Here is a 25,077-nt window from a genome sequence, read left to right as displayed (position 1 = left end):
CGGGAACTGCTAAGAACGTCATGGGGATCCTCTTGCCTAGTCTCCGTTTGTTGTAGCGGGCCGCGATAAGACGGCCCCGATTCTTATTGGCGGAACGTCGTTTAGCTTTGTCTGGCTAAACTCAATCCTGGCGATGCTTAGCCAACCTAACGTTCCGCTTACTCTGCCGCTTCGTGCATGCGCCATTGTGCGCCCCTTGCGGCAGCATTTCAGGTTGGCGGCGAGTATTTAACAACAATATGGCGGAATCCACTCACATGTACTTATAGCCAATGCGTTTTGCGAATACTTGCCACGTTTTTTTGACAAATGGCGTGTTCCATTGTGCTAGCGCCCAATGGTCGGCGCAGTAAGTCTTTGTTTCCTATAAGATTCGGGTCCCAGTTTGTCATGCATTGTGATCCGTCAAGAATGATCCGTTTTCGCCAGATCGAAGCCTTTCGCAGCCTCATCATGACCGGCACGAGTGTCGGTGCCGCACGCAAGATGCACGTCACGCAGCCCGCCATCAGCCGACTGATTGCCGATTTGGAAGCCGATCTCGGCTTTAGCCTGTTCAGTAGAATCGGCGGTCGTCTGAATCCCACGACCGCGGGGCTGCGCTTCTACAAGTCGGTCGAAGAGAACTTCCTGGGGCTGGAACGACTCAAGCAGGTCGCAGACATGATCCGCGACGAAGCCTCCGAAGGCCTCACCGTCGCGTGCATGCCGGTGCTCGCGACCACGCTCCTGCCGCCGATCCTCGCCGACTTCGTCGAGCGCCATCCGGGCGTGCCGATTCGCGTCGACTCGGTGAAGGTGCCCGAAGTGCTGGTGAGCCTGCAGAACCACAAGGCCGATGTCGCGATCAGCCAGGCATTTCCGGCTGTCGCGGGCATTGAGGTGCAGACGCTGCTCAAGACGCGCGCGCTGTGCGCGATGCCGGCCGGCCACAGGCTCGCGAAGAAGAAGGTGGTGCGCGCGCAGGATCTGCGCGGCGAACGGATCATCGGCTGGCTTCCGAATTCGCGGCAGGCTTACGAGGCCGAGCAGTCGACCATCTCCTCCGCCGAGGAGCGCCCGCACTACACAGTACTGACCGACACCGCCCACACACGCTATGCGATGGTCGCGGGCGGCCTCGGCGTGTCTATCGTCGAGCCGTTCGCGGCGAAGGTGTGGCGCGCGCACGGCGTCGTCGTGCGGCCGTTCGAGACGCCCCCCGAATACGTGATCGAATACGAATACGCGCTCTCGTATCCGAGCAGCGGCATTCGTTCGGATCTTGTGGCGTCGTTCAGGGAGTCGGTGCTGCGCGTCGTCGAGACCTACTCGTTCGACGACTGAGCGCGCGGCGCCCGGGCCGTCACCCTCCGTCGCTGAAGAGCTTTTCGGCGCGCACGCGCATCTCTTCCGGCGACACGTCCTCGATATGCGTCGCGATCCACCAGAGATGGCCGAACGGGTCGCGCAGCTTGCCGCCCCGGTCGCCGTAGAACTGGTCCGCGACCGGACGGATCAGCGTGGCGCCTTCGTCGACGGCGCGTTGCGCGACCGCGTCGACGTCCTCCACGTACAGATGCAGCGTGACGGGCGTGCCGCCCACCGAGAGCGGTCCGCGCACGTCCATTTCGGGAAACTCGTCGGAGAGATAGACGACGTTGCCGCCGATCGCCAGTTCCGCATGCCCGACGCGTCCGCCCGGCGCATCGAGCCGGAACACTTCGGTCGCGCCGAATACCTTCGTGTAGAACTCGATCGCGGCGGCGCCGCCCGCCACCGTCATATAGGGCGTCACGCCGTGGCGGCCCTCGGGAATCGGATCGACTTTCGCATTCATCGCTGTCTCCTGTTCGTTTCTGGACCGCTCGCGTGATGCTTTGCAACGCCTTGCCTTGCCTTGCCTTGCCTTGCCTTGCCTTGCCTTGCCTTGCCTTGCCTTGCCTTGCGACAAGCATAACGCTTTTGCGCAGGGCGAACGGACCGTCGGCATTGGGTTGCGCATGCCGCGCCAGCACGGCAATCTCACTATTCGAAACGACGTGCGGCCCTTGCTGGCACGGTCCCGGCGCAACCGTGATCACCGATGAATTTTAGGCGCAAACGATAGTCCGACGCGTTATGTAAGTGCAGAATAGGCGGCGACCACATTTCGAATCGCTCGTCCGCGCATCTCGGCCCGCTTCTCGCGCGGCGAGGTTTTTTCTTCATCCACGCATTTCGGGAGCACTCATGCACGATCTGAAAGGCAAAACGGTCCTGATCACGGGAGCCAGCACCGGCATCGGCGCAGCGGCCGCGCGCGCGTTCGGCCGCTACGGCGCGAACGTCGCGATCCACTACAACCAGTCGAAGGAAGCCGCCGACGCCGTCGCGCAGGAAGTACGCGCGCTGGGCGTGAACGCGATCACCGTCGGCGCGGACGTGCGCGACACGAAGGCGATCGATGCCGCCGTCGCTCAGGTCGCCGACGAATTCGGCAAGCTCGACGTACTCATCAACAACGCCGGCAGCCTGGTAAAACGCGAACCGCTCGAAAGCGTGACCGACGAACTCTTCGACGAAGTCCTGCACATCAACGCGCGCTCGGTCGTGGCATTCACGCGCGCGACCCTGCCGTCGCTGCGCGCCAATGGCGGCGGCTCGATCATCAACGTAACTTCGGTCGCGGCGCGCAACGGCGGCGGCCCGGGCGCGCTGCTCTACGCGGCGTCGAAAGGCTTTGTCAGCACGCTCACGAAGGGCATGGCGAAGGAGCTGATGGCCGACCGGATTCGCGTGAATGGCGTAGCGCCCGGCGTGATCCAGACGCCGTTCCAGGACCGTTTCACGTCGCCGGAACAGCTCGAAGCGTTCCGCAAGTCGATTCCGATGGGCTTCATCGGCGAACCCGACGATTGCAGCGGCGCGTTCCTGTACCTCGCCTCCGAGACGATGTCGCGCTACGTGACGGGCCAGATCATCGACGTGAACGGCGGCCAGCTGATGCCGTAAGCCCCCGCTTTTCCGACGGCGGCCGCGATCATGGTATAAGCCCATCTTCACCGCAAGCCTAGGAGACAGAAGGGATGTCGTCGAAACTGGAACAACGCATGCGCTCATCGGTGCTCGGCGCGTTCACGGCCGCCGCGCTTTTCGTATCGACGGGATTCGTCGAGACCACGCCGGCCTACGCGAAAACCGATACCCAGCCGGCGGTACTGACCGCGTCGGCGGTAGCCGTCGCGGACAAATACGCTGCGGCAACCGCCGAGCAGATCTTCAAGCAGGGCGGCAATGCCGTCGATGCAGCCGTCTCCATCGCGTTCACGCTTGCCGTGACGTATCCGGAAGCCGGCAACATCGGCGGAGGCGGCTTCATGACGCTCTACGTCGACCACCGGCCGTACTTCCTCGACTATCGCGAGCGCGCGCCGCTCACCGCGACCAAGAACATGTATCTCGACGACAAGGGCGAGGTCATCAAGGGCATGAGCCTCTACGGACATCGCGCGGTGGGCGTGCCCGGCACGGTCGCGGGCATGTGGGAAGCGCAGAAGCGCTTCGGCAAGCTGAAGTGGAGGCAGGTGCTCGCGCCCGCGATCGCGTACGCGCAGAACGGCTTCGAAGTGGACGACCAGTTGCAGGACCGGCGCGACAAGGCGTCGAAGGAGTTCGCGGGCAAGACCAACTTCGACCTCTACTTCGGCAGCATGAAGCAGGGCGCGGTGTTCAAGCAGCCGGATCTGGCCGCGACCTTGCAGCGCGTCGCCGACAACGGCGCGAAAGGCTTCTACGAAGGCAGGACGGCCGAGCTGATCGCGACATCGATGAAGGGACACGGTCTCATCACCGAACGCGACCTGAAGGAATACAAGGCAGTGTGGCGCCAGCCGATTCTCGCGAGCTGGAACGGCTACCGGATCATCACCGCGCCGCCGCCGAGTTCGGGCGGCATCGGCCTCGTGCAGTTGCTGAAAATGAAGGCGGACCTGAAGGATAAATTCGCGAACGTCCCGCTCGATTCCGCGCAGTACATCCACCTCGTCGCGGAAATCGAGAAGCGCGTGTTCGCCGACCGCGCGCAGTATCTCGGCGATCCCGACTTCTACAAGGTGCCGGTCGCGCAGCTTACAAACGACGATTACATCCTGAAGCGCTCGCAGGAAGTGAACCCCGAGACGCCGTCGGACACGAAGAGCGTCCAGCCGGGGCTCGGCACGACGATGCCCGAGAAGGCCGAGACGACGCACTACTCCGTCGTCGACAAATGGGGCAACGCGGTATCGAACACTTACACGATCAACGGCTACTTCGGCTCGGGCGTCGTCGCGGAAGGCACGGGCGTCGTGCTGAACGACGAGATGGACGACTTCTCGTCCAAACCGGGGGTCGCGAACATGTTCGGCGTGGTCGGCAGCGACGCGAACGCCATTGCGCCGAAGAAGCGCCCGCTCTCATCGATGACGCCGACCATCCTCACGAAAGACGACAAGGTCGCGATGGTCATCGGCACGCCGGGCGGCTCGCGCATTTTCACGTCGATCTTCCAGGTGCTCTCCAACGTGTACGACTTCTCGATGCCGCTGCCGGAAGCCGTCGGCGCGACGCGTTTCCATCATCAGCTGCTGCCGCCGAACACGATCTATCAGGAGCCGTACCACGCGCTCGATCCGGAAGTCGTGAAAGCGCTCGAAGCGAAGGGCTACACGTTCACGATGCAGGGCTTCAACGGCGACATCCAGGCGATCCGCATCGACGGCGATACGCCCGAGCCGATGTCCGATCCGCGCGGACGAGGCGTATCGCGCGTGATCCAGTGATTTCGTCCACGTAAACCCTGACGTCACCCGAAGTCGACAGGAAGGCCAGGCCCCGCGCCTGGCTTTTTTTCATTGGGGTTTGCATCGGGGCCACCTGCCGCTCGCGCCCGCTGCAGAAGACTTATAAGGATGCCGGCATGCGCGGCATGCCTTTTTTGAGATTGGATCATGACTTGTGTTCCCCTAGTCTCTGTCCTGACCGAGTCCAGCCCTGCTGCTGGCGCGGATCGAACCCAAAACTACACAGACGAGACGACCCTGACGACGGCCCCGCGCGCTTGTCTGCGCCCGGAACCAGCCGTTTCAGCGTGCTGATAAAGGAGCAGCTCATGATGGAATCCCCCGCCCGGCCCCTGGCCGACATCACCACCATCGATTCGACCATCGAGCGCGAGGAATCGCGCGAGGCCCTGCAAGGCGGTGGCTTCATCGACCGCTATTTCGGCATTTCCGCACGCGGCAGCACTCAAAGGCGCGAAGTCGTCGCCGGCGTGACGACGTTTCTCGCAATGGTCTATTCGGTGTTCGTCGTGCCGGGCATGCTCGGCAAGGCGGGCTTCGACACGAGCGCCGTGCTCGTCGCCGTGTGCCTGACGACCGCGTTCGGCTCGCTCCTGATGGGCATCTGGGCGCGCCTGCCGATCGCGATCGGCTGCGCGATCTCGCTCACCGCGTTCACCGCGTTCGGACTCGTGCTCGGCAAGGGGCTCTCGCCGGCGGTCGCGTTGGGCGCGGTGTTCCTGATGGGGCTCGTGTTCACCGCGATCTCCGTCACCGGCGTGCGCTCGTGGATCCTGCGCAACCTGCCGACGGGCGTCGCGCACGGCACCGGCATCGGCATTGGCCTCTTCCTGCTGCTGATCGCGTCGAACGAGGTCGGGCTGATCGTCAAGAATCCCGCGCCGGGCATGCCGGTGTCGCTCGGGCACATCAACGCGTTCCCGGTGATGATGTCGATCCTCGGGCTCGCCGCGATCTTCGGTCTGGAGCGCCGGCGCGTGCCGGGCGGCATCCTGCTGGTGGTGGTCGGGCTCTCCGCGATCGGCCTCGCATTCGATCCGTCCGTGCGCTTTCACGGCATCTTCGCGCTGCCGTCGCTGTCGGCGCCGGGCCACTCGTCGCTGATCGGCGCGATGGACATCAAGGGCGCGCTGTCGATGGCGGTGCTGCCGAGCGTGCTCGCCCTCGTGATGACAGCAGTCTTCGACGCCACCGGCACGATCCGCGCGGTCGCGGGCCAGGCGGGCCAGATCGACGAGAACGGTCGCATCGTGAACGGCGGCCGCGCGCTGACGGCGGATTCGATCAGCTCGATTTTCTCGGCGTGTTTCGGCGGCGCGCCGGCGGCGGCTTACATCGAGTCGTCGGTGGGCGTGGCGGCGGGCGCGAAGACGGGGCTGGCGGCGGCGGTGGTCGGCGCGCTCTTTCTCGCGGTGATGTTCCTCTCGCCGCTCGCCAGTCTCGTGCCGTCCTACGCGACGGCGCCCGCGCTGATGTACGTCGGGCTGCTGATGCTCGGCAACGTCAGCAAGCTCCACATGGACGATACCGTCGATTCGATGTCGGGCCTCGTCTGCGCGGTGTTCATCGTGCTCTCGGCGAACATCGTGACGGGCATCATGCTCGGCTTCTGCACGCTCGTGATCGGGCGGATCGTCGCGGGGGAGTATCGCAAGCTGAATGTGGGGACAGTGCTGATCGCGCTCGTGCTCGCGGTGTTCTATCTCGGCGGCTGGGCGATCTAGCGGCATCCGCCTCGTTTCATCCCCGAAAAAGGCGCCGATCGGCGCCTTATTTTTCATTTTGAGCATCAGCCGGCGGCCGCGCGCGTTTTTTTCTTGTTTGTCATACTGGAGCACCGCGGCCCGCGCCTCGCCAACCCATCGGAAAAAACCGGATGCTCAATCGTGACGCCATCTGCTCGGGAGCCTATCTCGAAAGCTTCGACTCGCTGCCGAAGGACATTCTGTGGACGCAGGCGCGCATCGACGAGTCGCTGAAGGAAACGATGGCGCTCAGGCCCAGGGACCACGACGTCTGGGTGTTCGCGTACGGCTCGCTGATGTGGAATCCCATCTCGCGCTACGACGAGCGCATCATTGCCACGCTGCACGGCTGGCACCGGACCTTCAGCCTGCGCGCGATCGCCGGCCGGGGCACGCTCGAGCGTCCGGGCCGGATGCTTTCGCTCGAACCCGGCGGCAGCACGGAAGGCGTCGTGCTGCGAATCCCCGAGGAAACGCTCGATGAGGAGATGCGTATTCTCTGGACGCGCGAAATGGTGACGGGCGCTTATGCGCCCACCTGGGCGCCGGTCACGTTCAGGAGCGGCGAAGAAGGCCTGGCCGTCGTGTTCGTCGCCAATCCGCTGCACGCGCATTACGAAGCGGATTCGCGTCCCGCGACGATCGCGCCGCTGATCGCGGCGGCGTGCGGTTCGTTCGGCACCAACGCGGAGTACGTGCTCAAGCTGCAGCACGCGCTCGCCGAGTGCGACATGGAGGACGCGTATATCGACGAACTGGCCGCCGAACTGGCGCGCATCGGCGCCGTATCAGACGCCTGACGCCGCGCCGAGCAGTCCACGTCTAGCGAGATTCGCGTACAGCGCTCGCACGCCGAAAGTCCACGGTTCGATCTCGGTCGAGAGGCGCACGGTGTTGACGAGCGCGCCCAGCTGCGGCGTCGAAATGACGACGCGGTCGCCGAGGTGATGCGTGAAGCCGCCGCCCTCGGTGTCGCGATCCTTGATCGGCGAGAACATCGTGCCGAGGAACAGCATGAAACCGTCCGGATACTGATGATGCGCACCGCAGGTCTGCGTGACGAGATCGGCCGGGTCGCGGCTGATCTCGCTCATGTGGCTCACGCCGTCGAGCACGAAGTTGTCGTCCGTACCCTCGACGCGCAGCGAAACGCTCGACGCGCGCACCGCATCCAGCGTGAACGCATCGTCGAAGAGGCGCACGAACGGACCGATCGCGCACGACCCGTTGTTGTCCTTGCACTTGCCGAGCAGAAGCGCCGAGCGGCCTTCGATGTCGCGCAGGTTCACGTCGTTGCCGAGCGTCGCGCCGACGATCTCGCCGCGGCTGTTCACCGCGAGCACGATCTCCGGCTCGGGATTGTTCCAGGTCGATGCCGCGAGCAAACCGACATCGGCGCCGAAGCCGACGGCCGACATCGGCTGCGATTTCGAGAACACTTCGGCGTCCGGGCCGATGCCCACTTCCATGTATTGCGACCACGCTCCGCGCCGCTCCAGTTCTGCCTTGAGCTTCATCGCCGCCTCGGAGCCCGGCTCGATCTTCGAGAGATCCGTGCCGATCGTGGTCGCGATCATCTCGCGCACTTCACGCGCCCTGGCCGGGTCGCCGCCCGCCTGCTCCTCGATCACACGCTCTATCAGGCTCACCGCGAAGGTCACGCCGCAAGCCTTGATCGCCTGCACGTCGCAGGGCGCGAGGAGCCGCACGGCGGGCGTTGCGGCGCCCGGCACGTTTGCAGCCATCAGTGTTTCGACGCGGCCGAGCGACTCGCCCGGCGCTGTGCGCGCGATGCTTGCCGCATCCGCGCGCTCGAAGAGATCGGCGGTAGTCGGCACGGCCGACGTGATGTCGAACACCTCGCCGCCGCGCACGGCCACCACGCACGGGCCTTCGTAGCGGTCGGACTTGCGCCATACGCGGCCGACGAGCAGCGCCTGGTCGAGATCCTCGGGGAGGAAACTGGGTTCAGATGTCGCGGACATGGAAAGAATGTTCCCGATGAAGTGAATGGACTGCAGCGATTCAGTGCGAATGGCGCGGGTTGCCGCGCTCGGCGATCACTTTCAGATAAAGCGTCGCGGGTTCGAGGCAACCGCCCGTCGAAAGCTGGCCGACCGTCTGCCGGTACAGCTCCTGCCAAGGCGTTTGCGCGGCGGGAATCTCGAAGTGCATCGTGGAGTGCCGCTTTTCGAGCTCGTCTTCGTCGATGAGCACGTTCACGCTGCGCGCGTTCAGGTCGACGCGAATGCGGTCATTCGTGCGCAGCAGCGAAAGTCCGCCGCCGACGGCCGCTTCCGGCGACATGTTGAGAATCGAAGGACTCGCGGACGTGCCGCTCTGCCGGCCGTCGCCCATGGTCGGCAGCGACGTGATGCCCTGCTTCACGAGCGCGGCGGGCGGCGCCATGTTGACCACTTCGGCGCTGCCCGGATAGCCCACGGTGCCCGCGCCGCGAATCACGAGGATGCAGTGCTGGTCGATGTCGAGCGACGGATCGTTGATGCGCGCGTGATAATCCTCGGGGCCGTCGAAGACGATCGCGCGGGCTTCGAAGGTGTTCTCCGCGCCCGGCTCGCTCAGGTAGGTCTGCTGGAACGCCTCGCCGACGACCGACATTTTCATGATCGCGCTGTCGAAGAAATTGCCGGACAGCACGATGAAGCCGGCGCCGTGCTTCAGCGGCTCGGCGGCGGTCATGATGACGTCGCGGTCCGCCTCGGGCGCCGCGTCCGCAATCTCGCCGATGCTGCGGCCCGACACGGTCAGGCAATCACGGTGCACGAGGCTTGCCTGCGTTAGTTCACGGAGCACGGCAGGCACACCGCCCGCGCGGTGGAAGCTCTCGCCGAGATACTCGCCGGCCGGCATGCAGTTCACGATAAGCGGCACGTCGACGCCTACTCGCTGCCAGTCCTCAAGACTCAGGTCGATGCCCATGTGCCGCGCGATGGCGATCAAGTGCGGCGGGCAGTTGCTCGACGCTCCGAGCGCCGACGCCACCACGATCGCGTTCTCGAATGCCGCCTTCGTCATGATCTGCGACGGACGCACGTCCTCGCGCACGAGGTCGACGATCCGATTGCCGGTCGCGTAGGCCATCTGGCCGCGCTCACGATAGGCGGCCGGAATGCTCGCGCATCCAGGCAGCGACATGCCGAGCGCTTCGGCGAGGCTGTTCATCGAGAGCGCCGTGCCCATCGTGTTGCAATGGCCGATCGAAGGCGACGACGCGGTCGTCAGTTCCATGAAGCCTTCGTAGTCGATTTCGCCCGTCGCGAGCAGATTGCGCGCGTGCCAGATGACCGTGCCCGAGCCGACGCGCTTTCCCTGATGCCAGCCATCAAGCATCGGGCCGCCGGACAGGACGATGGCCGGCATGTCGACGGTGGCCGCCGCCATCAGGCAGGCGGGCGTGGTCTTGTCGCAGCCGGTGGTCAGCACCACGCCGTCGAGCGGGAAGCCGTGCAGGATCTCCACGAGCCCGAGATACGCGAGATTTCGATCGAGCGCGGCGGTCGGCCGGCGGCTCTGCTCGGCGAGCGGATGCATCGGGAATTCCATCGGGATGCCGCCCGCGTCGCGAATGCCGGCCTTCGTACGCGCGGCGAGTTCGATGTGATGGCGGTTGCACGGCGCGAGATCGCTGCCTGTCTGCGCAATGCCGATGATGGGGCGGCCCGACTGCAGTTCCTCGCGCGTGAGACCGTAGTTCATGAAGCGCTCGACGTAGAGCGCGGTCATGTCGGCATTGGCGGGATCGTCGAACCATTCCTGGCTGCGCAGGCGCCGGGCGCCGCGCGGTGTGCTGGGCTGGGACATCGTGCTCATCTCCGTGATTGTTTTCCGACGACGCATCGAGTGCGTTCGCTCAATTCCAGTGACTGCTTCGCGTGCTGTTGCGTTACCGGTAACATATTTTTAATGTTAGCACGCCGCGACCGCACGCTTCCCGAGTTTAGGCGCTTTCCCGTGCTATCACCGTGTAGTCGATGTTCACTTTCGTATGTGCGCGGTCTTGCGCGCGATGTCCGTTCAAGGCGGCCAGCAGCGTTTCGCCGGTGCGATAGCCGATGCCGTGCGCGTCCACGGAGACTGTCGTGATCGTCGGATGCGAGCAAGCGGACACTTCAAAGTTGCCAAATCCGGCGACCGCGATGTCGTCGGGCACGGAGAGGCCGCGGCGGTGGCACTGCATGATCGCGCCGAACGCGGACATGTCGCTCACGCACATGACGGCGTCCGTGTCGGGCCATTGATCGAGAAGCGCATCGAGCGCGGGCGCGCCGTGACTCATCGTGATCGGCGAATCGCCCAGTCGCACGACGCGCGGCTCGCCGAGCGACAGCGCCCTGATTTCCTGCCGATAACCCTTCAGGCGCTCGTAGCCGCGCCGGTCGAGATCCCCGGCCCCGCCGATAAAGCCGATCCGCCGGTAGCCGCGCGCCTGCAGATAGCGCACCATCTCCCGCGCGGCTTTCGCATTCGAAAAGCCGACGACCGCGTCGATCGGATCGGACGGCAGGTCCCACATCTCGACCACCGGAATGCCCGAACGCACAAGGAGCGTGCGCGTCGCCGCCGTATGCTGCGCACCGGTAAGCGCGACGCAGCGCGGTTGATGCCTGAGCATCGAGCGCACGAGCCGCTCTTCGCGGTCGAGGTCGTAGTCGGTGTCGCCGAGCAGCAACTGGAGGCCCTGCGGTTCGAGCGCAGCCGTCAGACCGCGCACGGTATCGGAGAAGTTGGAACTGGCCAGTGACGGCACCAGCACGGCAACGAACTCCGAGCGCCCCGAGGACAGCGCACCGGCGGCGGCATCGGCGACGTAGCCCAGTTCGTCGATCGCTTGCTGCACGCGCTCGCGCGTCGCGAGCGCGACGCTGTGTCCCGCGAGCACGCGCGAAACCGTCATCTTGGATACGCCTGCGAGACGCGCGACGTCGGACATGCGCGCCGGCCCGCTCGGGTCGAGGGATTGGCTCGCGGCGTTGACGGTGGTGCTGGAGTTGCCCATCGGGTGAGGTGGTGTCCAGATCGTGAGTGAAGGCTGCTCACAATGATACGGCAGGCCTCATTCGCGGCCCCACGACGTCCATCGCCTCGATGGGATGTGCGAGCCGCCGGAGCCGAGGCGAAAAAAAAGCCGCAGCGTACGCTACGGCCCTTTTGCGTCTCTCGACGGTACTCTCGCGATTCAGCCAGCGAGCGCGGTTCACGCACGCCGGGGCAGTTTCAGCCCCGACACAGCGTCACTTCCCGCGCACTTCGCCAGCGAGCAACGGCGCGACGCCGCTACTGGCTTACTTGCGACGATAAGCATCGACGAGGATTTCGCAGTTCTGGACATGCAGGTCGAGCGCGCGATTCCATTCGCGGCGCGTGACGGCCATGGCGTTGCGCAGCCAGGAGCCGAAGGAAACGAGAATCGAGGTTTGAGCAGTGGTTTTCATGGCGGTTATCCGGGTAAGTAGCTAAGGGATAACCCTGATAATACTCTTTTTATGCTGCAGTGCAACCAATCTTTAAAAAACAACAGTCGGCGGCCACCCCGCGGCTTACTCGGGATTTACCCCGTACCGGTCGGCTTCGGGCCTCATTTTCGACTTGCGTTGTTATAATTCTTTCATCATCCGACCAGAATCTAACACTGCGCACGGCGCTACTGGCGTCCGACCCGCAGGCCCTCCGATGGCCAAAACCGATCGTCTGCGACTGCTTGCCAGTGCCCTCGAAAACCAGAGCGTGATGCGCCTGCGCGATGCCGCGACGCTGCTCGGCGTGTCCGAGATGACCGTGCGGCGCGACATCGCCGCGAGCCCGGCGCAGTTCACGTATCTTGGCGGCTATATCGTGAGCGCCGCCGATGTACCGAACGCGGCTGGCTACACCATCGAAGAAGAAAAGGACCACTTCGCGCAGGCGAAGGCGGAGGCTTCGGGCGCGGCGGCGCGCTTGCTGGTCGACAGCGAGACGGTTTTCATCGACTGCGGCACGACCCTCACGACGCTCGTGCGCCAGATTCCCGCGGACATGCACCTGACGGTCGTCTGCTACTCGCTGAACGTGGCGGAAATCCTGCGGCGCAGGCCAAACGTGCGGATGATTCTGCTGGGCGGCGTTTATGTGCCGTCGTCGGATTCGTTCGCGAGCGACGAAAGCGTCGAGACGCTGCGGCGCATGGGCATCAACAAGGCGTTTCTGTCGGCGGGCGGCGTCGACGAAGCGCGCGGCGTGACCTGCTGGAACTTTCATGAGGTCGCGATCAAGCAGGCGGCGATGGCGAGCGCGGTGGAACGGCATCTGGTCGTCGACTCGAGCAAGTTCGGCAAGGTGAAGGCCGTGCGCTTCTCGCAACTCGACGACTTCGACTCGGTCATCACCGAGAACGGGCAAGCCGCGCGGCGCGCGAAGTGACGTCGTGCGGCGGGCAATGCCGCCTTACCTTATCCGAAACCGGGTTCTGAACGCACTTGGCAACACGCCCTCGACGCGTCGGAAAAACTTCACGAAGTTGGTGTCTTCCCCGAACCCGACCTCCTGGGCGATCACCTTGATCGAAAGGTCGGTGTGAACGAGGAGCCGCTTCGCCTCCAAAGCGACACGATTCTCAATCAACTTTTTGGGCGTCAACTGACTCGCCACCAGACACGCGCGTGTCAACGTCCGCGTCGTATAGCCGAGCGCTGTCGCATAGTCCTCGACACGCCTCGTGTGCGAGTACCGCTGTTCGAGCGCCTCGATAAAGCGCAGATAGGTGCGATGAGCGACATCGGGGACTGCCAGAACCGCTTCGGCTTGATCAGAAATGCGGACGAGGCGGACGATCAGCGTCTGCAACTGAAGCTGGAGCACCCTGTCCGACAGCGCGGAGCCGTCCGCGTCGCGATATTCCTCCGCCAGCAAGTAGACATCCTCGATCGCCCGCCATTCCGGTCGCCGCGGAGGATGCAGCACTGTCGCAGGCCGGCCGCGCCACATCAGACTGCCGCAGGCGCTCCTGTCCGGAGCGCCCTTCTCCGACGCGAGAAACATGGGCGTGAACAAGATGATCTTCGCCTCCATGTCGGGCTGGAGCCTGAACTTCTGCACCTGCCCCGGCCGGATATGGAAGATCGTGTACGGAGTCCAGTCGTAGCGAAAGAAATCGACCCAGTGCTTGCCGCTACCTTCCAGGCAAAGAATCAACAAGTGAATTCGGGACGCTGCGGGTGATCGAAGTGATGGGGCGGTACCCGCGCAATCAGATCGGATAGCGAGAGCACCTCGATCTGCATACCGGGACGATCGCGGTTGCTGTATCGGATCTCAGGAATCGAACCGGAATACGGCAGCGCATCCATGGTATTCCGGCGCATGCTCACCTCCAGGCTTCCGGTGTCCTCATTTGACCATTCATCAGGCCCATTTTGACATTTCCTGGACAAGCCAGGAACGCGAACATGGCGTCGTGCGTACATTTTTACAACTAAACCGAGGCGGGGCCACGTTTCCCTGAATCAATCAACGCAACGTTTCGAACTCCGAATTTAAGCGCACGGCGTAGGCGATACAGGAACGCGCTCCTTGGGCGAATGGAGGGTGTTGTATGAGCTTGTAGCAGCACCGTTATCGACAGCAGTGCTGCATTGATGCCCACGCCGTAAGCGAATACTTACGATCCATGCTGCCTCGCGTTGTTGCGCATCGCGCATGCAGACGATCTCTTCACTTCATCGATTGCAGGGATGCCCGTGAACGATACTCAACAGCAAATGAACGGCAAGGAAAGTATGGACGTCTTGCGCACGATGGCCTCCGCGCATCATCGAGGCAACCTGTCGCCCCAACGCGCGCGTGAGGGCTTGCGCGACGGAGAGTTCGCAGTCGCCTATCAGCCCGTCGTGAAGGCAAGGACACTCGATCTCCTGGCCGTGGAATGTCTGATCCGGTGGCAGCACCCGGATCTCGGCGTGCTTCTTCCCGGCAGCTTCATGACAGCGCTGGAAGACACCATTACCGCACGCGCAATCAGCTATTTCGTGCTGGAGACAGCCTGCCGTCAACTGGGCGGCCTGCAACACAGCGGAGTGCTGTCGGCGCGTGCCACCATCAACATCCAGCCGTCGCAACTCGCTGACAGGGAACTTAGCGAACGGATCGTTGAGACGTGTTCGCGTTACCAGATCGAACCATCGCTGATCGAACTCGAGTTGCTCGAGACCGAAAACGCGTCGCAGGTATTGACCGTCAGCGACTACACACGCCCGTTCGAAAAACTGGGTGTGCGCTTCGCACTCGACGATTTCGGCTCGGGCTATTCGTCACTTGCGATGCTGGGGTCCACGCGCATCCAGACAATCAAGCTGGACCGTGCATTCATCGCAGGCGTCCCGGCATCGACGCGTGCGTGCACGTTGTTGACCGGTGTCCTCCAGTTGCTCCACCGAATGGGATTTCTTGTGGTGGTCGAAGGAGTTGAGACACTGGAACAGTTACGCTGGCTCGCGCTGCATCCCGAGGTCTTTGTGCAGGGCTATTACATCGCTCGCCCGCAAGCCGCTATTCTGCAGGCGGTGGCGCCCTTCAACTAGATGCCTGCACGCAGCACCGGCGATCCGTGGCACGTCCCGCGTGCCACGGACCGGCTGCTAGCTTCTGCGGCCTAACGCGAACAACGTTCCTGCGATCAGAATGAACGCGCCGATAATCACCTTCTGCCACGTGCTCGGCACGCCGACGAGGATCAGCACGCTGTTGATGAGCGTCACGAGCACGACGCCGAGAAGCGTGCCCACGACTGTCCCGGTGCCACCGGTAATGCGCGCGCCGCCGAGGATCACGGCCGCGATCACGTCGAGTTCGGTGCCGACGAGATCGAACGGGTTCGCAAGACGGTTCGTCGATACGTGCAGGATGCCGGCCACACCCGCGAGCATCCCCGTATACCCGAACACAAAAAGGTGAATCGCGCGCAGGTTGTAGCCGAGCCGCTCGGCAATCGGCAGGCTGCCGCCCATCGCAAAGACTCCGCGACCCATCATCGTGCGATTGAGCAGCCACCACGTCACGACGGCCGCGATCACGAGTGCGATCACAGAGACCGGCAGCACCGCGCGCAAACCATCGGCCGTGTGATAGAAGAAGAGCGGCAAGCGTCCGAAGCTGTCCATGCTGTGCGGGATGTTCATGAAGAACTGCGTGCCGACGAACGTCAGCAGCAAACCGCGGTAGAGATACTGCGTGCCGATCGTGACGATCAGCGAGGGCGCTTTCAGCCGATGCACGAGCAAGCCGTTGACAATCCCGAGCACGACACCGCCCAGCGCGCCCGCAACGAGGATCAGCGCGAACGGCGCATCCGGCCACCACGCGAACACCGCCTTGGTGAGCGAGTACATCGTGAGCGCGGCGATCGCGGTGAACGATACGTCGATGCCGCCCGATGCCAGCACGACCAGCGTGCCGAGCGCGAAGAGCGACATCGTCGTGCCGGAATGCAACAGGTCGAAGAGCGTCGCGAACTGGAAGAAGCGCGGATTCAGCGTGCCGACGATCAGGCACGTCACCACGATCAGCGCGACCGTGAACCATTCGGGATTGCGCATCAGCCGCGCGGTCCAGCTCAGTTGCCGCACGCGCGGCGCAAGCTCCTGCACGGATTGCGGCATCGCTTCATGCGATACACGACGGATGGACTCGCTCATGCTGCCTCGGAAAGTAGAGCGTGATAAAGATCGGCCTCCGCCATCTGCTCGGCGCGATACTCGTTCGCGACGCGGCCTTTCTTCATCATCAGGATTCGGTCGCAGTTCTGCAGCAGTTCGGGCAGATCGTCGCTGATCAGGATGATGCCGATGCCCGTCTGCGCGAGCCGCTGCATGATGCGGTAAATGATGTCCTTCGATCCCACGTCGACGCCGACGGTCGGCCCGTGCAGGATCAGCACGCGCGGATCGATCGCGAGCCAGCGGCCGATCAGCACGCGCTGCTGGTTGCCGCCCGAGAGCGACTGCACCGGCTTGTCGACATCGGGAGTCGCGATCTGCAGGTCTTTGACCGTGCGCTCGGCAAGCTCCTGCGCGCGCTTGCGGTCGATCTGGCCGAAGCGGTCGCGCAGGCTCGAGATCATCGCGGTGATGACGTTGTCGCGGATCGACTTATCGAGGAAGAGACCTTCGTTCAGGCGGTCTTCGGGCACATAGCCGATGCGCTGCAATTTGGCATCGGCGGGGGATGAGAGGCGCACGAGCGAGCCGTCGAGCGTCACCGTGCCCTGGTCGGCCGGTGCGACGCCTGCTAGCGCACGCGCGAGTTCGTTGCGGCCGGAATCGAGCAAACCGGTCACGCCGAGAATCTCGCCGCGATGCAACGCGAACGACACATCGGCGAACTGACCCTTGCGACCGAGCGACTTCACGTCGAGCACGATCTCGCGCGCGGCTTCTGCACCCGCCTCGCGATAACGCTCGGTCGAAAGATGCTTGCCGGTCATCAGTTCGCTGATCTGCGCCTTGGTGTAATTCTGGATCGGACCTTGTGCCATTTTCTGGCCGTCACGCAGCACGATCACCTCGCCGCCGATCGCATAGCACTCGTCGAGCTTGTGGCTCACGAACAGCACCGCGACGCCGTCGGCGCGCAGTTTCGCGAGCACCGTGATCAGGTTATCCACTTCCTTCTGTGTGAGCGAGGTCGTCGGCTCGTCCATGATGACGAACTTCGCCGCGCTCGCAATTGCGCGCGCGATGGCGACCAGTTGGCGAGTCGCGAGCGGCAGTTGCTCGACGAGCGTCGCCTGGAAATCGGCGTCGCCGGGAAGGCCCACGGCTTCGAGCGCGCGCGCCGCCGTAGCTGCAAGCGCGCGGCGATCGAACGTGCGCGCGAGGCGCCCCGCATGCTCCGCGAGCTCGGACGTCAGCGCGACATTCTCCGCTACGCTCATGTTCGGCAGCAGCGACAAGTCCTGATAAACGGTTTCGATACCCGCCGAAAGCGCTTCGAGAGGCGAAAGCCGCGCATGGCGGCTGCCTTCGATCACGAGTTCGCCTTCATCGGGCGGCTGCGCGCCCGAGATGATCTTGATGAGCGTGCTCTTGCCGCAGCCGTTTTCGCCGAGCAGGTGATAGATCTGCCCGCGCTCGAACGCGAGGCTCACGCCGCGCAGCGCATAGACGCCGGTGAAGCGCTTGTGAATATCGACGACTTCGAGAAGCGGTGCTGAATTCATCATGACCTTGATTTGCTTTTGACCTGCCGGCACGCTTCGCCGTCGATAAGAAAAAGCGAAGCGTGCCGCATGCGCATCAGAACGGATACTGCTTGTAGTTCGACTTGTCTACGTCGACCCAGCCGGTGCCGCGCACGATCACGCCCTTGCCCGGTCCCTTCGTGACCGTGACCTTCGTGTAGCCCGGCACGCCGAGGTCGGAACCGTCGGCGACGGTCTTGCCGTCCACCAGCATCTTCGCCACCTTGTTCATTGCGAGGCCGGCGAGTTTCGGATCCCAGAATGCGATGCCGTTGATCGCGCCGCTTTCGAGGAACTTGCCCGCTTCGGTCGGCAGTCCAGTGCCGTATACGCAGATCTTGCCAACCTTGCCCGCTTCTTCCACCGCGCGGCCGATGCCGATCACATCCAGCGACGACGATCCCTGAAAGCCGGTGAGGTCCGGGTGCTTGCGCAGCACTTCCTTCGCGACCTGATACGCGCGCTCGCCGTCGTTATTCGTTTCGAGCTTCGGCTCGACGAGGTCCATCTTCGGGTACTTCTGTTTCGCATTGCCGATGCCGCCGTCCGCCCACTGCACCTGCGAACGGCTGCCGAGCGAACCCACCAGCACCGCCCACTTGCCCTGCGAGTTCATGCACTTGGCAAGGCGTTCGTTCAGGCCCGCGCCGTACGCAGTGTTATCAAACGCTTCGAGGTCAACCATCGTGTTCTTCGCGTTGTCAGCTTCGTGTGTCACGACCTTGATGCCTCGATCCATCGCCTTCTTGAGCGCGGGTTCGAGCGTCGGCGGATCGTAGGGAACGACGGCAATCGCCGTGACCTTCTTCGCGATCAGGTCTTCGATGATCTTCAGCTGCTGCGCGGCGTCGGCACGTCCCGGGCCCGTCTGGTAGACGGTTACGCCCGGCGTTTCCTTGCCGAATTCCTTCACGCCATCGTCCATGCGATTGAACCAGTTGATGCCGGTCACCTTCACCACGGTGACGATGGTTTCGTTGGTCGCGGCCTGTGCGGCGGCAATCGCGCCGGCGGCGAGTGCAATCGCGGTGAGCGCGGTTCCGAGTCGTTTGAGTTTCATGCGATGTCTCCTTTATGGTTCGAATGTGCTGCAAATGTGATGAAGATGCAGAGCCAGAACTAGCGTCCCGTCGAAGCGGGCGGCGGCGGTACCTTCGGTGTGGGCGCAACGCCGCCGATCCCGAAAATCGCGCGCACGCGCTCGCCGCCCGCGAAGGCGAGCGAAGCGAGCAGCAGGAAGCCCCATGCGCAGTCGCCGAAGAACTGCGAGACGCCGAGCAGGTTGAAGAGGCTCGACAGGAACTGCAGCACGGTCGCGGCGAGGAATACACAGACGATGCGTCCATAGCCGCCTGCGGGATTCACGCCGCCCATGACGGCGATCAGGATCGCGATCAGCAGATACGAATTGCCGTAGTCCCACTTCGCGCTCGACGTGTGCGTCGCGCTGATGAGCCCGGCGAGCGATGCGAGCATGCCGCACATGCCGTAGGTCAGGATCAGCATCCGTGCGCGCGGAATGCCCGCATAGAAAGCCGCTTTCGGATTCGTGCCCATCAGGTAGAGGCGCAGCCCGAACGGCGTGCGCTTCAGGACCCAGCCGAGCACGAGGACCGCCGCGATGAAGATCCACAGCGAGATCGGCACTTGCAGGAACGTCCCGTTGCCGATGTTCGACAGCGGATCGACGTATTCGACTCGCACCGAGGCGCCGTTGCTCAGCACCACCGCAATGCCCGTGAGGAGCAGTTGCGTGCCGAGCGTGCAGAGGATCGGCGTGAGCCTGAGGCGCGCAATCACGACGCCGTTGAGCAGGCCGCCGAGCAAGCCGATGAAGAGCACGACCCCTGTGAAAACGGCGGTATAAAGGGCGGGCGAATCGTCGGCCACGACCAGCTTCGGCAGCACCATCGCAGCCACCATGCCGGACAGGTTCGCGAGCCCGACGCCCGACAGGTCGATGCCGCCGTTGCCCGACACCATCGAGAGCATGATGCCGAGCGCGAGCAGACCAAGTTCGGGCAACTGGCCGCCCATCGACTGGAGGTTGTCGATATCGAGGAACTGGCCGTTCGAGAGCCAGGTCGCCGCGATCACGACCAACAGGTTCACGCCGACCAGAAAGTTGAGCTGGCGATCGGCGAGCCACTTCGACGCTTTCATCGATCAGGCTCCGTTCACGGAGGCGGTGCGGCGCTCGCCGAGCACCGCGTTGATCTCGGTAAGCGTCGGCATCGAAGGCGCCGTGCCCGCGCGCGTCACCGAGAGGCTCGCGAGCGCGCAGCCGAAGCGCACCGCGTCGAGCGCGGATTCGCCACGCGCAAGCGCCGCCGCGAAGCCGCCGGTGAAACCGTCGCCCGCGCCGGCCGTCTCCACCACGCGGCCGCAGTCGAATGCCGGGACCAGCACCGATTCACTTGCAGAATGCAGCAGCGCGCCCTGCTCGCCAAGCGTCACGATGACCGCGCGCGAGCCTTTCGCGAGCAGCGCATCGGCGGCGCGGCGCGCGTCGTCGACCGATGCGATCGCGATGCCGGTCAGCGCTGCAGCCTCGGTTTCGTTCGGCGTGATGTAGTCGCAAAGCGGATAGATGTCGTCGGGCAGCGGCAAGGCGGGCGCCGGATTGAACACGGTCGTCACGCCATGCTTGCGCGCGAGTTCGAGGCCGCGTCGTGCGGCCGGGATCGGCTGTTCGAGCTGCGTGACGAACACGGCCGCGTCGGCAATGTCGGCCTCGATCGCATCGACGTCCGCGGGACATAGCGTGCCCGCCGCGCCCGCCGCGACGATGATCGCGTTGCCGCCGGTGCGCTCGTCCACATAGATGTGCGCCGCGCCCGTGGAGACGCCTTCGAGCACCGTCGCGCGCGACGTGATGCCTTCCGCGCGCCAGGTCGATTGCGCGATCTCGCCGAACGCGTCGGCACCGATGCGCGTGCAGAAGACCACGTCCGCGCCCGCACGCGCCGCCGCCACCGCCTGGTTCGATCCTTTGCCGCCAGGCCCCATCGCGAAGGCGGAGCCGGGAATCGTTTCACCGATCTGCGGCATGCGCTCGGCGCGAAACGCGAGGTCCGTCACGTAGATGCCGAGAATCACTACGCTGCGACGGCTCATTTTGCGGACTCCGGCGCGTCCGGCGCGAGTTCGACGCCTTTCTTGAAGATGAAGCAGCCATAGCCGCGCGCTTCGCCCGTCGCGATCACGCAGTAGGCGTTCTTCGCGCGCTCGTAAAACGCGAAGCGCTCGACGGAGGCAAACGGCGTCTCGCGTCGCTCGGCGTCGTCGACTTCGCGTTGCGCTTCGCGCTGCACGGCGGGCAGCGCGCTCGCGTCGCCGACCACTTCCATGCGCTCGGCCGGATGATCGACGAACGTATCGAGCGGCATCACCGAGAGCACCGCGCGAATCGCACGCGGCGCGTTCGCGCCGTCGATGCGCAGCAGCTTGCCGAGCACCGTCTGGCGCGCGACGGAATCGGCGGGAAAATTGGCATCGCAGATCACGACTTCGTCGCCGTGCCCCATCGCGCACAGCGCGTGCAGGATGTCGGCGTTCAACAGCGGATCGATGTTCTTCAGCACAGCGTCTCCTCCATGCATGGGCGCGCTTCATCGTGAAGTCTTCGCCCTTGATTAGTCCGGAATCAGTCTCGGGTTTCAGTCACCATAAGGGACCCAGATGTTTTTCACCTGGACCGCCTGGCGCAGGAACGGCAGGCCTTCGCTCGCGGCATCGTGCCAGTCGAACGCGCGGCCGCGGTCCACGAAGGTACGCTTCAGATTGCCGACCGATTCGCGCTCCACCATCGCCGAGAGTTCGGCGCCGTTGAAGCACCACAATGCGTCGACATCGTCGTGCTGCGCGAGCGTCTTCGCAAGCGCATGCGATTCGCCCGTCACGATGTTGAGCGCGCCGCCCGGCACGTCCGACGTCTCGACGACCTGATAGAAATCCGTCGCCATCAGCGGACACGTCTCGCTCGGCACCGCCACCACGCGGTTGCCGAGTGCGAGCGCCGGCGCGACGAGCGACACGAAACCGAGCAGCGGCGCCTCATCCGGACACACCACGCCAATCACGCCAAGCGGTTCGTGCATTGCGAGCGCGACGCCACGCAACGGCGGCGCATGCACCGCGCCATCGAACTTGTCGGCCCACGCGCCGTAGGTGAAAAGCCGCGTGATCGACGCTTCGACTTCGCGCGCCGCATCGCGTTCGCTCGCGCCTGTGCGGGTTACCAATTGACGTACGAATTCCGCCGAGCGTGCCGACAGGTTCTCGGCAAGGTAATACAGCACCTGCGCGCGGTTGTGCGCGCTCGTGCTCGACCACTTCTGCGCGCCGCGCGCCGCCGACACCGCATTGCGAATGTCCTTGCGATTGCCTTCGCCCACTTCGCCGACGATCGCGCCGGAAGGCGCATGCACGAGGCGCGAATAGCCGCTGTCGGGACGCGCCTGCTTGCCGCCGATGAAGAGCTTCGCGGTGCGGTCGAGGGCGCTCACGTTCGCATCGGGCTGTGCCTGCGCTTCGTTCACGCGCGCCGGAGCGTTCTTGCGAACCGGAAGCCTGGTCCACGCGCGTGGCTGCAGATACTCGTAGATGCCCTCGCGTCCGCCTTCGCGCCCGAAGCCCGATTCGCGATAGCCGCCGAAGCCGACGGCCGCGTCGAAGAGATTGGTCGCGTTGATCCACACGACGCCGCATTGCAGGCGCGGCGCGACGTCGAGCGCGCGGCTGATGTTTTCGCTCCATACGCTCGCGGCGAGCCCGTAGCGCGTGTTGTTCGCAAGCGCAACCGCTTCTTCGGGCGTGCGAAAGCTCATCGTCACGAGCACCGGACCGAAGATTTCCTCTTGCGCGAGCATCGATGCAGGCGCGACGTTGGTGACGAGCGTCGGCGGGAAGAACGCGCCGCCTTCGGGCAGCCTGAGGCTCGCCGGCTGATGAATCACACAACCTTCGCTTTCGCCGAGCGCCACGAGTGCGCGGATGCGTTCGAGCTGCACGGTATCGACGATCGCGCCCATGTCGATGCCCTTGTCGAGCGACGGCCCGACGCGCAGCGTCTCCATGCGGCGCTTCAGCTTCTCGACGAAGCGCGCCTCGATGCCTTCCTGCACGAGCAAGCGCGAACCGGCACAGCACACTTGCCCCTGATTGAACCAGATCGCATCGACGACGCCTTCGACGGCGCTGTCGAGATCGGCGTCATCGAAGACGATGAACGGCGACTTGCCGCCGAGTTCGAGCGTGAGCGACTTGCCCGATCCCGCCGTCGCGACGCGAATTTGCCGCCCGACTTCTGTCGATCCGGTGAACGCGATCTTCGCGACCTGGCGGTGCTCGACGAGCGCCGCGCCCGTGCGGCCGTCGCCGGTCACCACGTTCAGCACGCCCGCAGGCAGGCCCGCGCGATGGGCGAGTTCAGCGAACAGCAGCGCCGTGAGCGGCGTGTATTCGGCGGGCTTGAGCACGACGCAATTGCCCATCGCGAGCGCTGGCGCGATCTTCCAGGCAAGCATCAGCAGCGGAAAATTCCACGGCACGATCTGGCCGATCACGCCGAGCGGCGCCCAGTCCGCGAATTCGCGCTCCTGCAGTTGCGCCCATCCCGCGTGATGCAGAAAGTGCCTTGAAACAAGGGGGATATCGATGTCGCGCGTCTCACGGATCGGCTTGCCGTTGTCGAGCGATTCGAGCACGGCGAAGAGCCTGCTGTGACGCTGCACCATGCGCGCGAGGGCATACAGGTGCCGCGCGCGGCCCGGGCCGCCGAGCGCCTGCCATGCGGCGAGCGCGCCATGCGCGGCATCGACCGCGGCGGCGACATCGGCGCTATCGCCTTGTGCGATCGATGCAAGCACGCGGCCTGTCGCCGGCTCGCGCGATTCGAAGCGCTCGGCCTGATCGGCCGCGCAAGGCGCACGCCAGGCGCCGCCGATGAAATGGCCGAAGCCGCTCGCATGCTGATCGAGCCATACGCGCGCGGCGCGATCGTCTTCCGGTGCGGGTCCGTATTCCATCGAAGAAAAGTATTCGGCTACGCTCATGAGGATGTCTGGTTGAGTCGACGAGTCGAAAAAGGGCGCGTGCTCACGCGACGGGATGACGGTTGAACGCCGAGTAGCGGCCGCTCACGTGATGTTCGAGTTGCCGCTCGATGTCGGCGAGCAGGCTCGATGCACCGATGCGAAACAGGTCCGCTTCGAGCCAGTCGCGCCCGAGTTCTTCCTTCATGAGGATCTGGTATTCGAGCACCGACTTGGCCGTCGATACGCCACCCGCCGGCTTGAAGCCGATTGCAACGCCCGTGCGCGCGAGGTACTCGCGAATCATGCGCACCATCACGAGCGAGACGTCGAGCGTCGCGTTCACGCCTTCCTTGCCGGTCGAGGTCTTGATGAAATCGGCGCCGGCCATCATGCAGACCATCGATGCCTTCGCCACGTTGGAGAGTGTGCGGATGTCGCCGGTCGCGAGAATCGCCTTCACGTGCGCGTCGCCGCAAGCCGCTCGGAAGTCGCGCATCTCGTCGTAGAGCGCCTGCCAGTTGCCGGTCAGAACGTGTTCGCGCGTCACGACGATGTCGATTTCGGCGGCGCCGTCCGCAACCGACGCCTCGATCTCGCGCAGCTTCAGCGGATGCGGAATCAGCCCGGCGGGAAAGCCCGTCGATACCGCCGCGACGGGAATGCCGCTGCCTTCGAGCGCGTGGACCGCCGCTTTCACGAAACGGTGGTAGACGCATACGGCGCCGGTCCTGATCGAGCCGGGCGCCATGCCGAGCGCGTCGAGCAGGTCGTCGCGCACGGGACGACGCGCCTTCGCGCAGAGGCGTTCGACGCGCGCGGTGGTGTCGTCGCCGTTGAGCGTCGTAAGGTCGATGCAGGTGATGGCCTTGAGCAACCACGCGGCTTGCGCGTCTTTCTTGACCGCGCGCCGCGTGCCGAGCGTCGAGACGCGCCGGGCCACAGCCGACTGATTCACGCGCAGGCCGTCGAGCCATGCGAGGTCGAAGGGAACGCCGGGATTGCGCGTGAGCGTCTCCGTGTGCGGCCGGCTTGCGCCTGGCCACGCTAGAACGGGTTTCGAAGCAGCATCGAGCATGAGATCGTTTCGGATTGTGCGATGCACAACACTTTTTTGATATATTGATCTCAGTTTATAACATCGTTGTTACGATCGTAACATAGGGAAAGTGCTGAGGACTTCCCTCCTGCCGCCATCTGGCGGATACGTCCTCTTGAGCGAGCGGCGCTTGAATGTCGATGTGCAGATAAAATCCGGAGACACC

22 protein-coding genes are annotated in these 25,077 nt (G+C 64.3%); 7 read left to right on the top strand and 15 right to left on the bottom strand.

Annotated elements, in window-relative coordinates:
- The first annotated feature begins 453 nt into the window (after positions 1–453).
- On the top strand, positions 454–1,326 hold the full coding sequence (locus AWB81_RS07755; protein ID WP_235025746.1) for a LysR substrate-binding domain-containing protein: 873 nt from the start codon (positions 454–456) through the stop codon (positions 1,324–1,326).
- A gap of 19 nt (positions 1,327–1,345) precedes the next feature.
- Here AWB81_RS07755 and AWB81_RS07750 read toward each other — a convergent pair whose 3' ends face one another.
- Positions 1,346–1,819 (bottom strand): VOC family protein, encoded by a 474-nt coding sequence (locus tag AWB81_RS07750; RefSeq protein WP_062633850.1) that lies wholly within the window; start codon positions 1,817–1,819, stop codon positions 1,346–1,348.
- A 392-nt stretch (positions 1,820–2,211) separates the two neighbouring features.
- Here AWB81_RS07750 and AWB81_RS07745 point away from each other — a divergent pair, with 392 nt between their 5' ends.
- The 4 genes from AWB81_RS07745 (at position 2,212) to AWB81_RS07730 (ending at position 7,347) form a co-directional block, all read left to right on the top strand.
- On the top strand, positions 2,212–2,973 hold the full coding sequence (locus AWB81_RS07745) for an SDR family NAD(P)-dependent oxidoreductase (RefSeq protein ID WP_062633847.1): 762 nt from the start codon (positions 2,212–2,214) through the stop codon (positions 2,971–2,973).
- Between the two features lie 74 nt (positions 2,974–3,047).
- Positions 3,048–4,781: a gamma-glutamyltransferase gene (gene ggt / locus AWB81_RS07740; RefSeq protein WP_087134855.1), complete on the top strand. Its 1,734-nt coding sequence runs from the start codon at positions 3,048–3,050 to the stop codon at positions 4,779–4,781.
- A gap of 329 nt (positions 4,782–5,110) precedes the next feature.
- The gene (locus AWB81_RS07735) at positions 5,111–6,526 is read left to right on the top strand and encodes an NCS2 family permease (RefSeq protein ID WP_062633845.1); all 1,416 of its coding nucleotides are present in this window, start codon (positions 5,111–5,113) and stop codon (positions 6,524–6,526) included.
- 152 nt (positions 6,527–6,678) lie between these two features.
- Positions 6,679–7,347, top strand: a complete 669-nt coding sequence (locus AWB81_RS07730) for a gamma-glutamylcyclotransferase (protein WP_062633844.1) — start codon at positions 6,679–6,681, stop codon at positions 7,345–7,347.
- Here AWB81_RS07730 and AWB81_RS07725 read toward each other — a convergent pair.
- From AWB81_RS07725 to AWB81_RS45645, 4 genes are all read right to left on the bottom strand, one after another.
- The gene (locus AWB81_RS07725) at positions 7,336–8,532 is read right to left on the bottom strand and encodes a fumarylacetoacetate hydrolase family protein (RefSeq protein ID WP_062633843.1); all 1,197 of its coding nucleotides are present in this window, start codon (positions 8,530–8,532) and stop codon (positions 7,336–7,338) included. The two genes, AWB81_RS07730 and AWB81_RS07725, sit on opposite strands and share 12 nt — an antisense overlap.
- 40 nt (positions 8,533–8,572) lie before the next feature.
- Positions 8,573–10,369 (bottom strand): IlvD/Edd family dehydratase, encoded by a 1,797-nt coding sequence (locus AWB81_RS07720; protein WP_062633940.1) that lies wholly within the window; start codon positions 10,367–10,369, stop codon positions 8,573–8,575.
- 136 nt (positions 10,370–10,505) lie between these two features.
- On the bottom strand, positions 10,506–11,498 hold the full coding sequence (locus AWB81_RS07715) for a LacI family DNA-binding transcriptional regulator (protein ID WP_062633938.1): 993 nt from the start codon (positions 11,496–11,498) through the stop codon (positions 10,506–10,508).
- 352 nt (positions 11,499–11,850) lie between these two features.
- Entirely contained in the window at positions 11,851–12,000 is a 150-nt protein-coding gene (locus tag AWB81_RS45645) for a hypothetical protein (RefSeq protein WP_159462911.1), read from the bottom strand.
- Between the two features lie 238 nt (positions 12,001–12,238).
- On the opposite strand from AWB81_RS45645, the gene AWB81_RS07710 reads away from it, so the two are divergent.
- A complete protein-coding gene (locus AWB81_RS07710) occupies positions 12,239–12,964 on the top strand; it encodes a DeoR family transcriptional regulator (protein ID WP_062633842.1) in 726 nt (241 codons plus the stop codon).
- Positions 12,965–12,988: 24 nt separating this feature from the next.
- Here AWB81_RS07710 and AWB81_RS07705 read toward each other — a convergent pair whose 3' ends face one another.
- Entirely contained in the window at positions 12,989–13,612 is a 624-nt protein-coding gene (locus AWB81_RS07705; protein WP_143753699.1) for an AraC family transcriptional regulator, read from the bottom strand.
- Between the two features lie 119 nt (positions 13,613–13,731).
- Positions 13,732–13,905: a hypothetical protein gene (locus AWB81_RS45640; protein WP_159938847.1), complete on the bottom strand. Its 174-nt coding sequence runs from the start codon at positions 13,903–13,905 to the stop codon at positions 13,732–13,734.
- Positions 13,906–14,301: 396 nt separating this feature from the next.
- On the opposite strand from AWB81_RS45640, the gene AWB81_RS07700 reads away from it, so the two are divergent.
- The gene (locus AWB81_RS07700; RefSeq protein WP_159938845.1) at positions 14,302–15,120 is read left to right on the top strand and encodes an EAL domain-containing protein; all 819 of its coding nucleotides are present in this window, start codon (positions 14,302–14,304) and stop codon (positions 15,118–15,120) included.
- Positions 15,121–15,177: 57 nt separating this feature from the next.
- Here the strand turns inward: AWB81_RS07700 and AWB81_RS07695 are convergent, their stop codons facing one another.
- The 8 genes from AWB81_RS07695 to deoC all read right to left on the bottom strand — a co-directional run bounded on the left by AWB81_RS07695 (position 15,178) and on the right by deoC (position 24,890).
- The gene (locus AWB81_RS07695; protein WP_062633836.1) at positions 15,178–16,233 is read right to left on the bottom strand and encodes an ABC transporter permease; all 1,056 of its coding nucleotides are present in this window, start codon (positions 16,231–16,233) and stop codon (positions 15,178–15,180) included.
- Positions 16,230–17,759: a sugar ABC transporter ATP-binding protein gene (locus AWB81_RS07690; protein WP_062633833.1), complete on the bottom strand. Its 1,530-nt coding sequence runs from the start codon at positions 17,757–17,759 to the stop codon at positions 16,230–16,232. The genes AWB81_RS07695 and AWB81_RS07690 overlap by 4 nt, the downstream gene beginning before the upstream one ends.
- Before the next feature lie 73 nt (positions 17,760–17,832).
- Positions 17,833–18,837 carry an autoinducer 2 ABC transporter substrate-binding protein gene (locus tag AWB81_RS07685; RefSeq protein ID WP_062633831.1) on the bottom strand — a complete coding sequence of 335 codons (1,005 nt, stop codon included), beginning with the start codon at positions 18,835–18,837 and terminating at the stop codon, positions 17,833–17,835.
- Between the two features lie 59 nt (positions 18,838–18,896).
- Positions 18,897–19,940: an ABC transporter permease gene (locus AWB81_RS07680; RefSeq protein ID WP_062633829.1), complete on the bottom strand. Its 1,044-nt coding sequence runs from the start codon at positions 19,938–19,940 to the stop codon at positions 18,897–18,899.
- Between the two features lie 3 nt (positions 19,941–19,943).
- On the bottom strand, positions 19,944–20,894 hold the full coding sequence (rbsK, locus tag AWB81_RS07675; RefSeq protein ID WP_062633827.1) for a ribokinase: 951 nt from the start codon (positions 20,892–20,894) through the stop codon (positions 19,944–19,946).
- Complete coding sequence (locus tag AWB81_RS07670) at positions 20,891–21,361, bottom strand: RbsD/FucU family protein (RefSeq protein ID WP_062633825.1); 471 nt, start codon at positions 21,359–21,361, stop codon at positions 20,891–20,893. Before AWB81_RS07670 ends, rbsK begins: the two co-directional genes overlap by 4 nt.
- A 75-nt stretch (positions 21,362–21,436) precedes the next feature.
- A complete protein-coding gene (locus tag AWB81_RS07665) occupies positions 21,437–23,833 on the bottom strand; it encodes an aldehyde dehydrogenase family protein (RefSeq protein WP_062633818.1) in 2,397 nt (798 codons plus the stop codon).
- 43 nt (positions 23,834–23,876) lie between these two features.
- Positions 23,877–24,890: a deoxyribose-phosphate aldolase gene (gene deoC / locus AWB81_RS07660; protein ID WP_062633816.1), complete on the bottom strand. Its 1,014-nt coding sequence runs from the start codon at positions 24,888–24,890 to the stop codon at positions 23,877–23,879.
- Positions 24,891–25,077 lie beyond the last annotated feature (187 nt).

This window comes from Caballeronia arationis (assembly GCF_001544975.2).
In the GTDB taxonomy this organism is placed as follows: domain Bacteria; phylum Pseudomonadota; class Gammaproteobacteria; order Burkholderiales; family Burkholderiaceae; genus Caballeronia; species Caballeronia arationis.
Note: the sequence above shows the minus strand (reverse complement) of the source record. Positions and strands in the feature narration are given on the sequence as shown.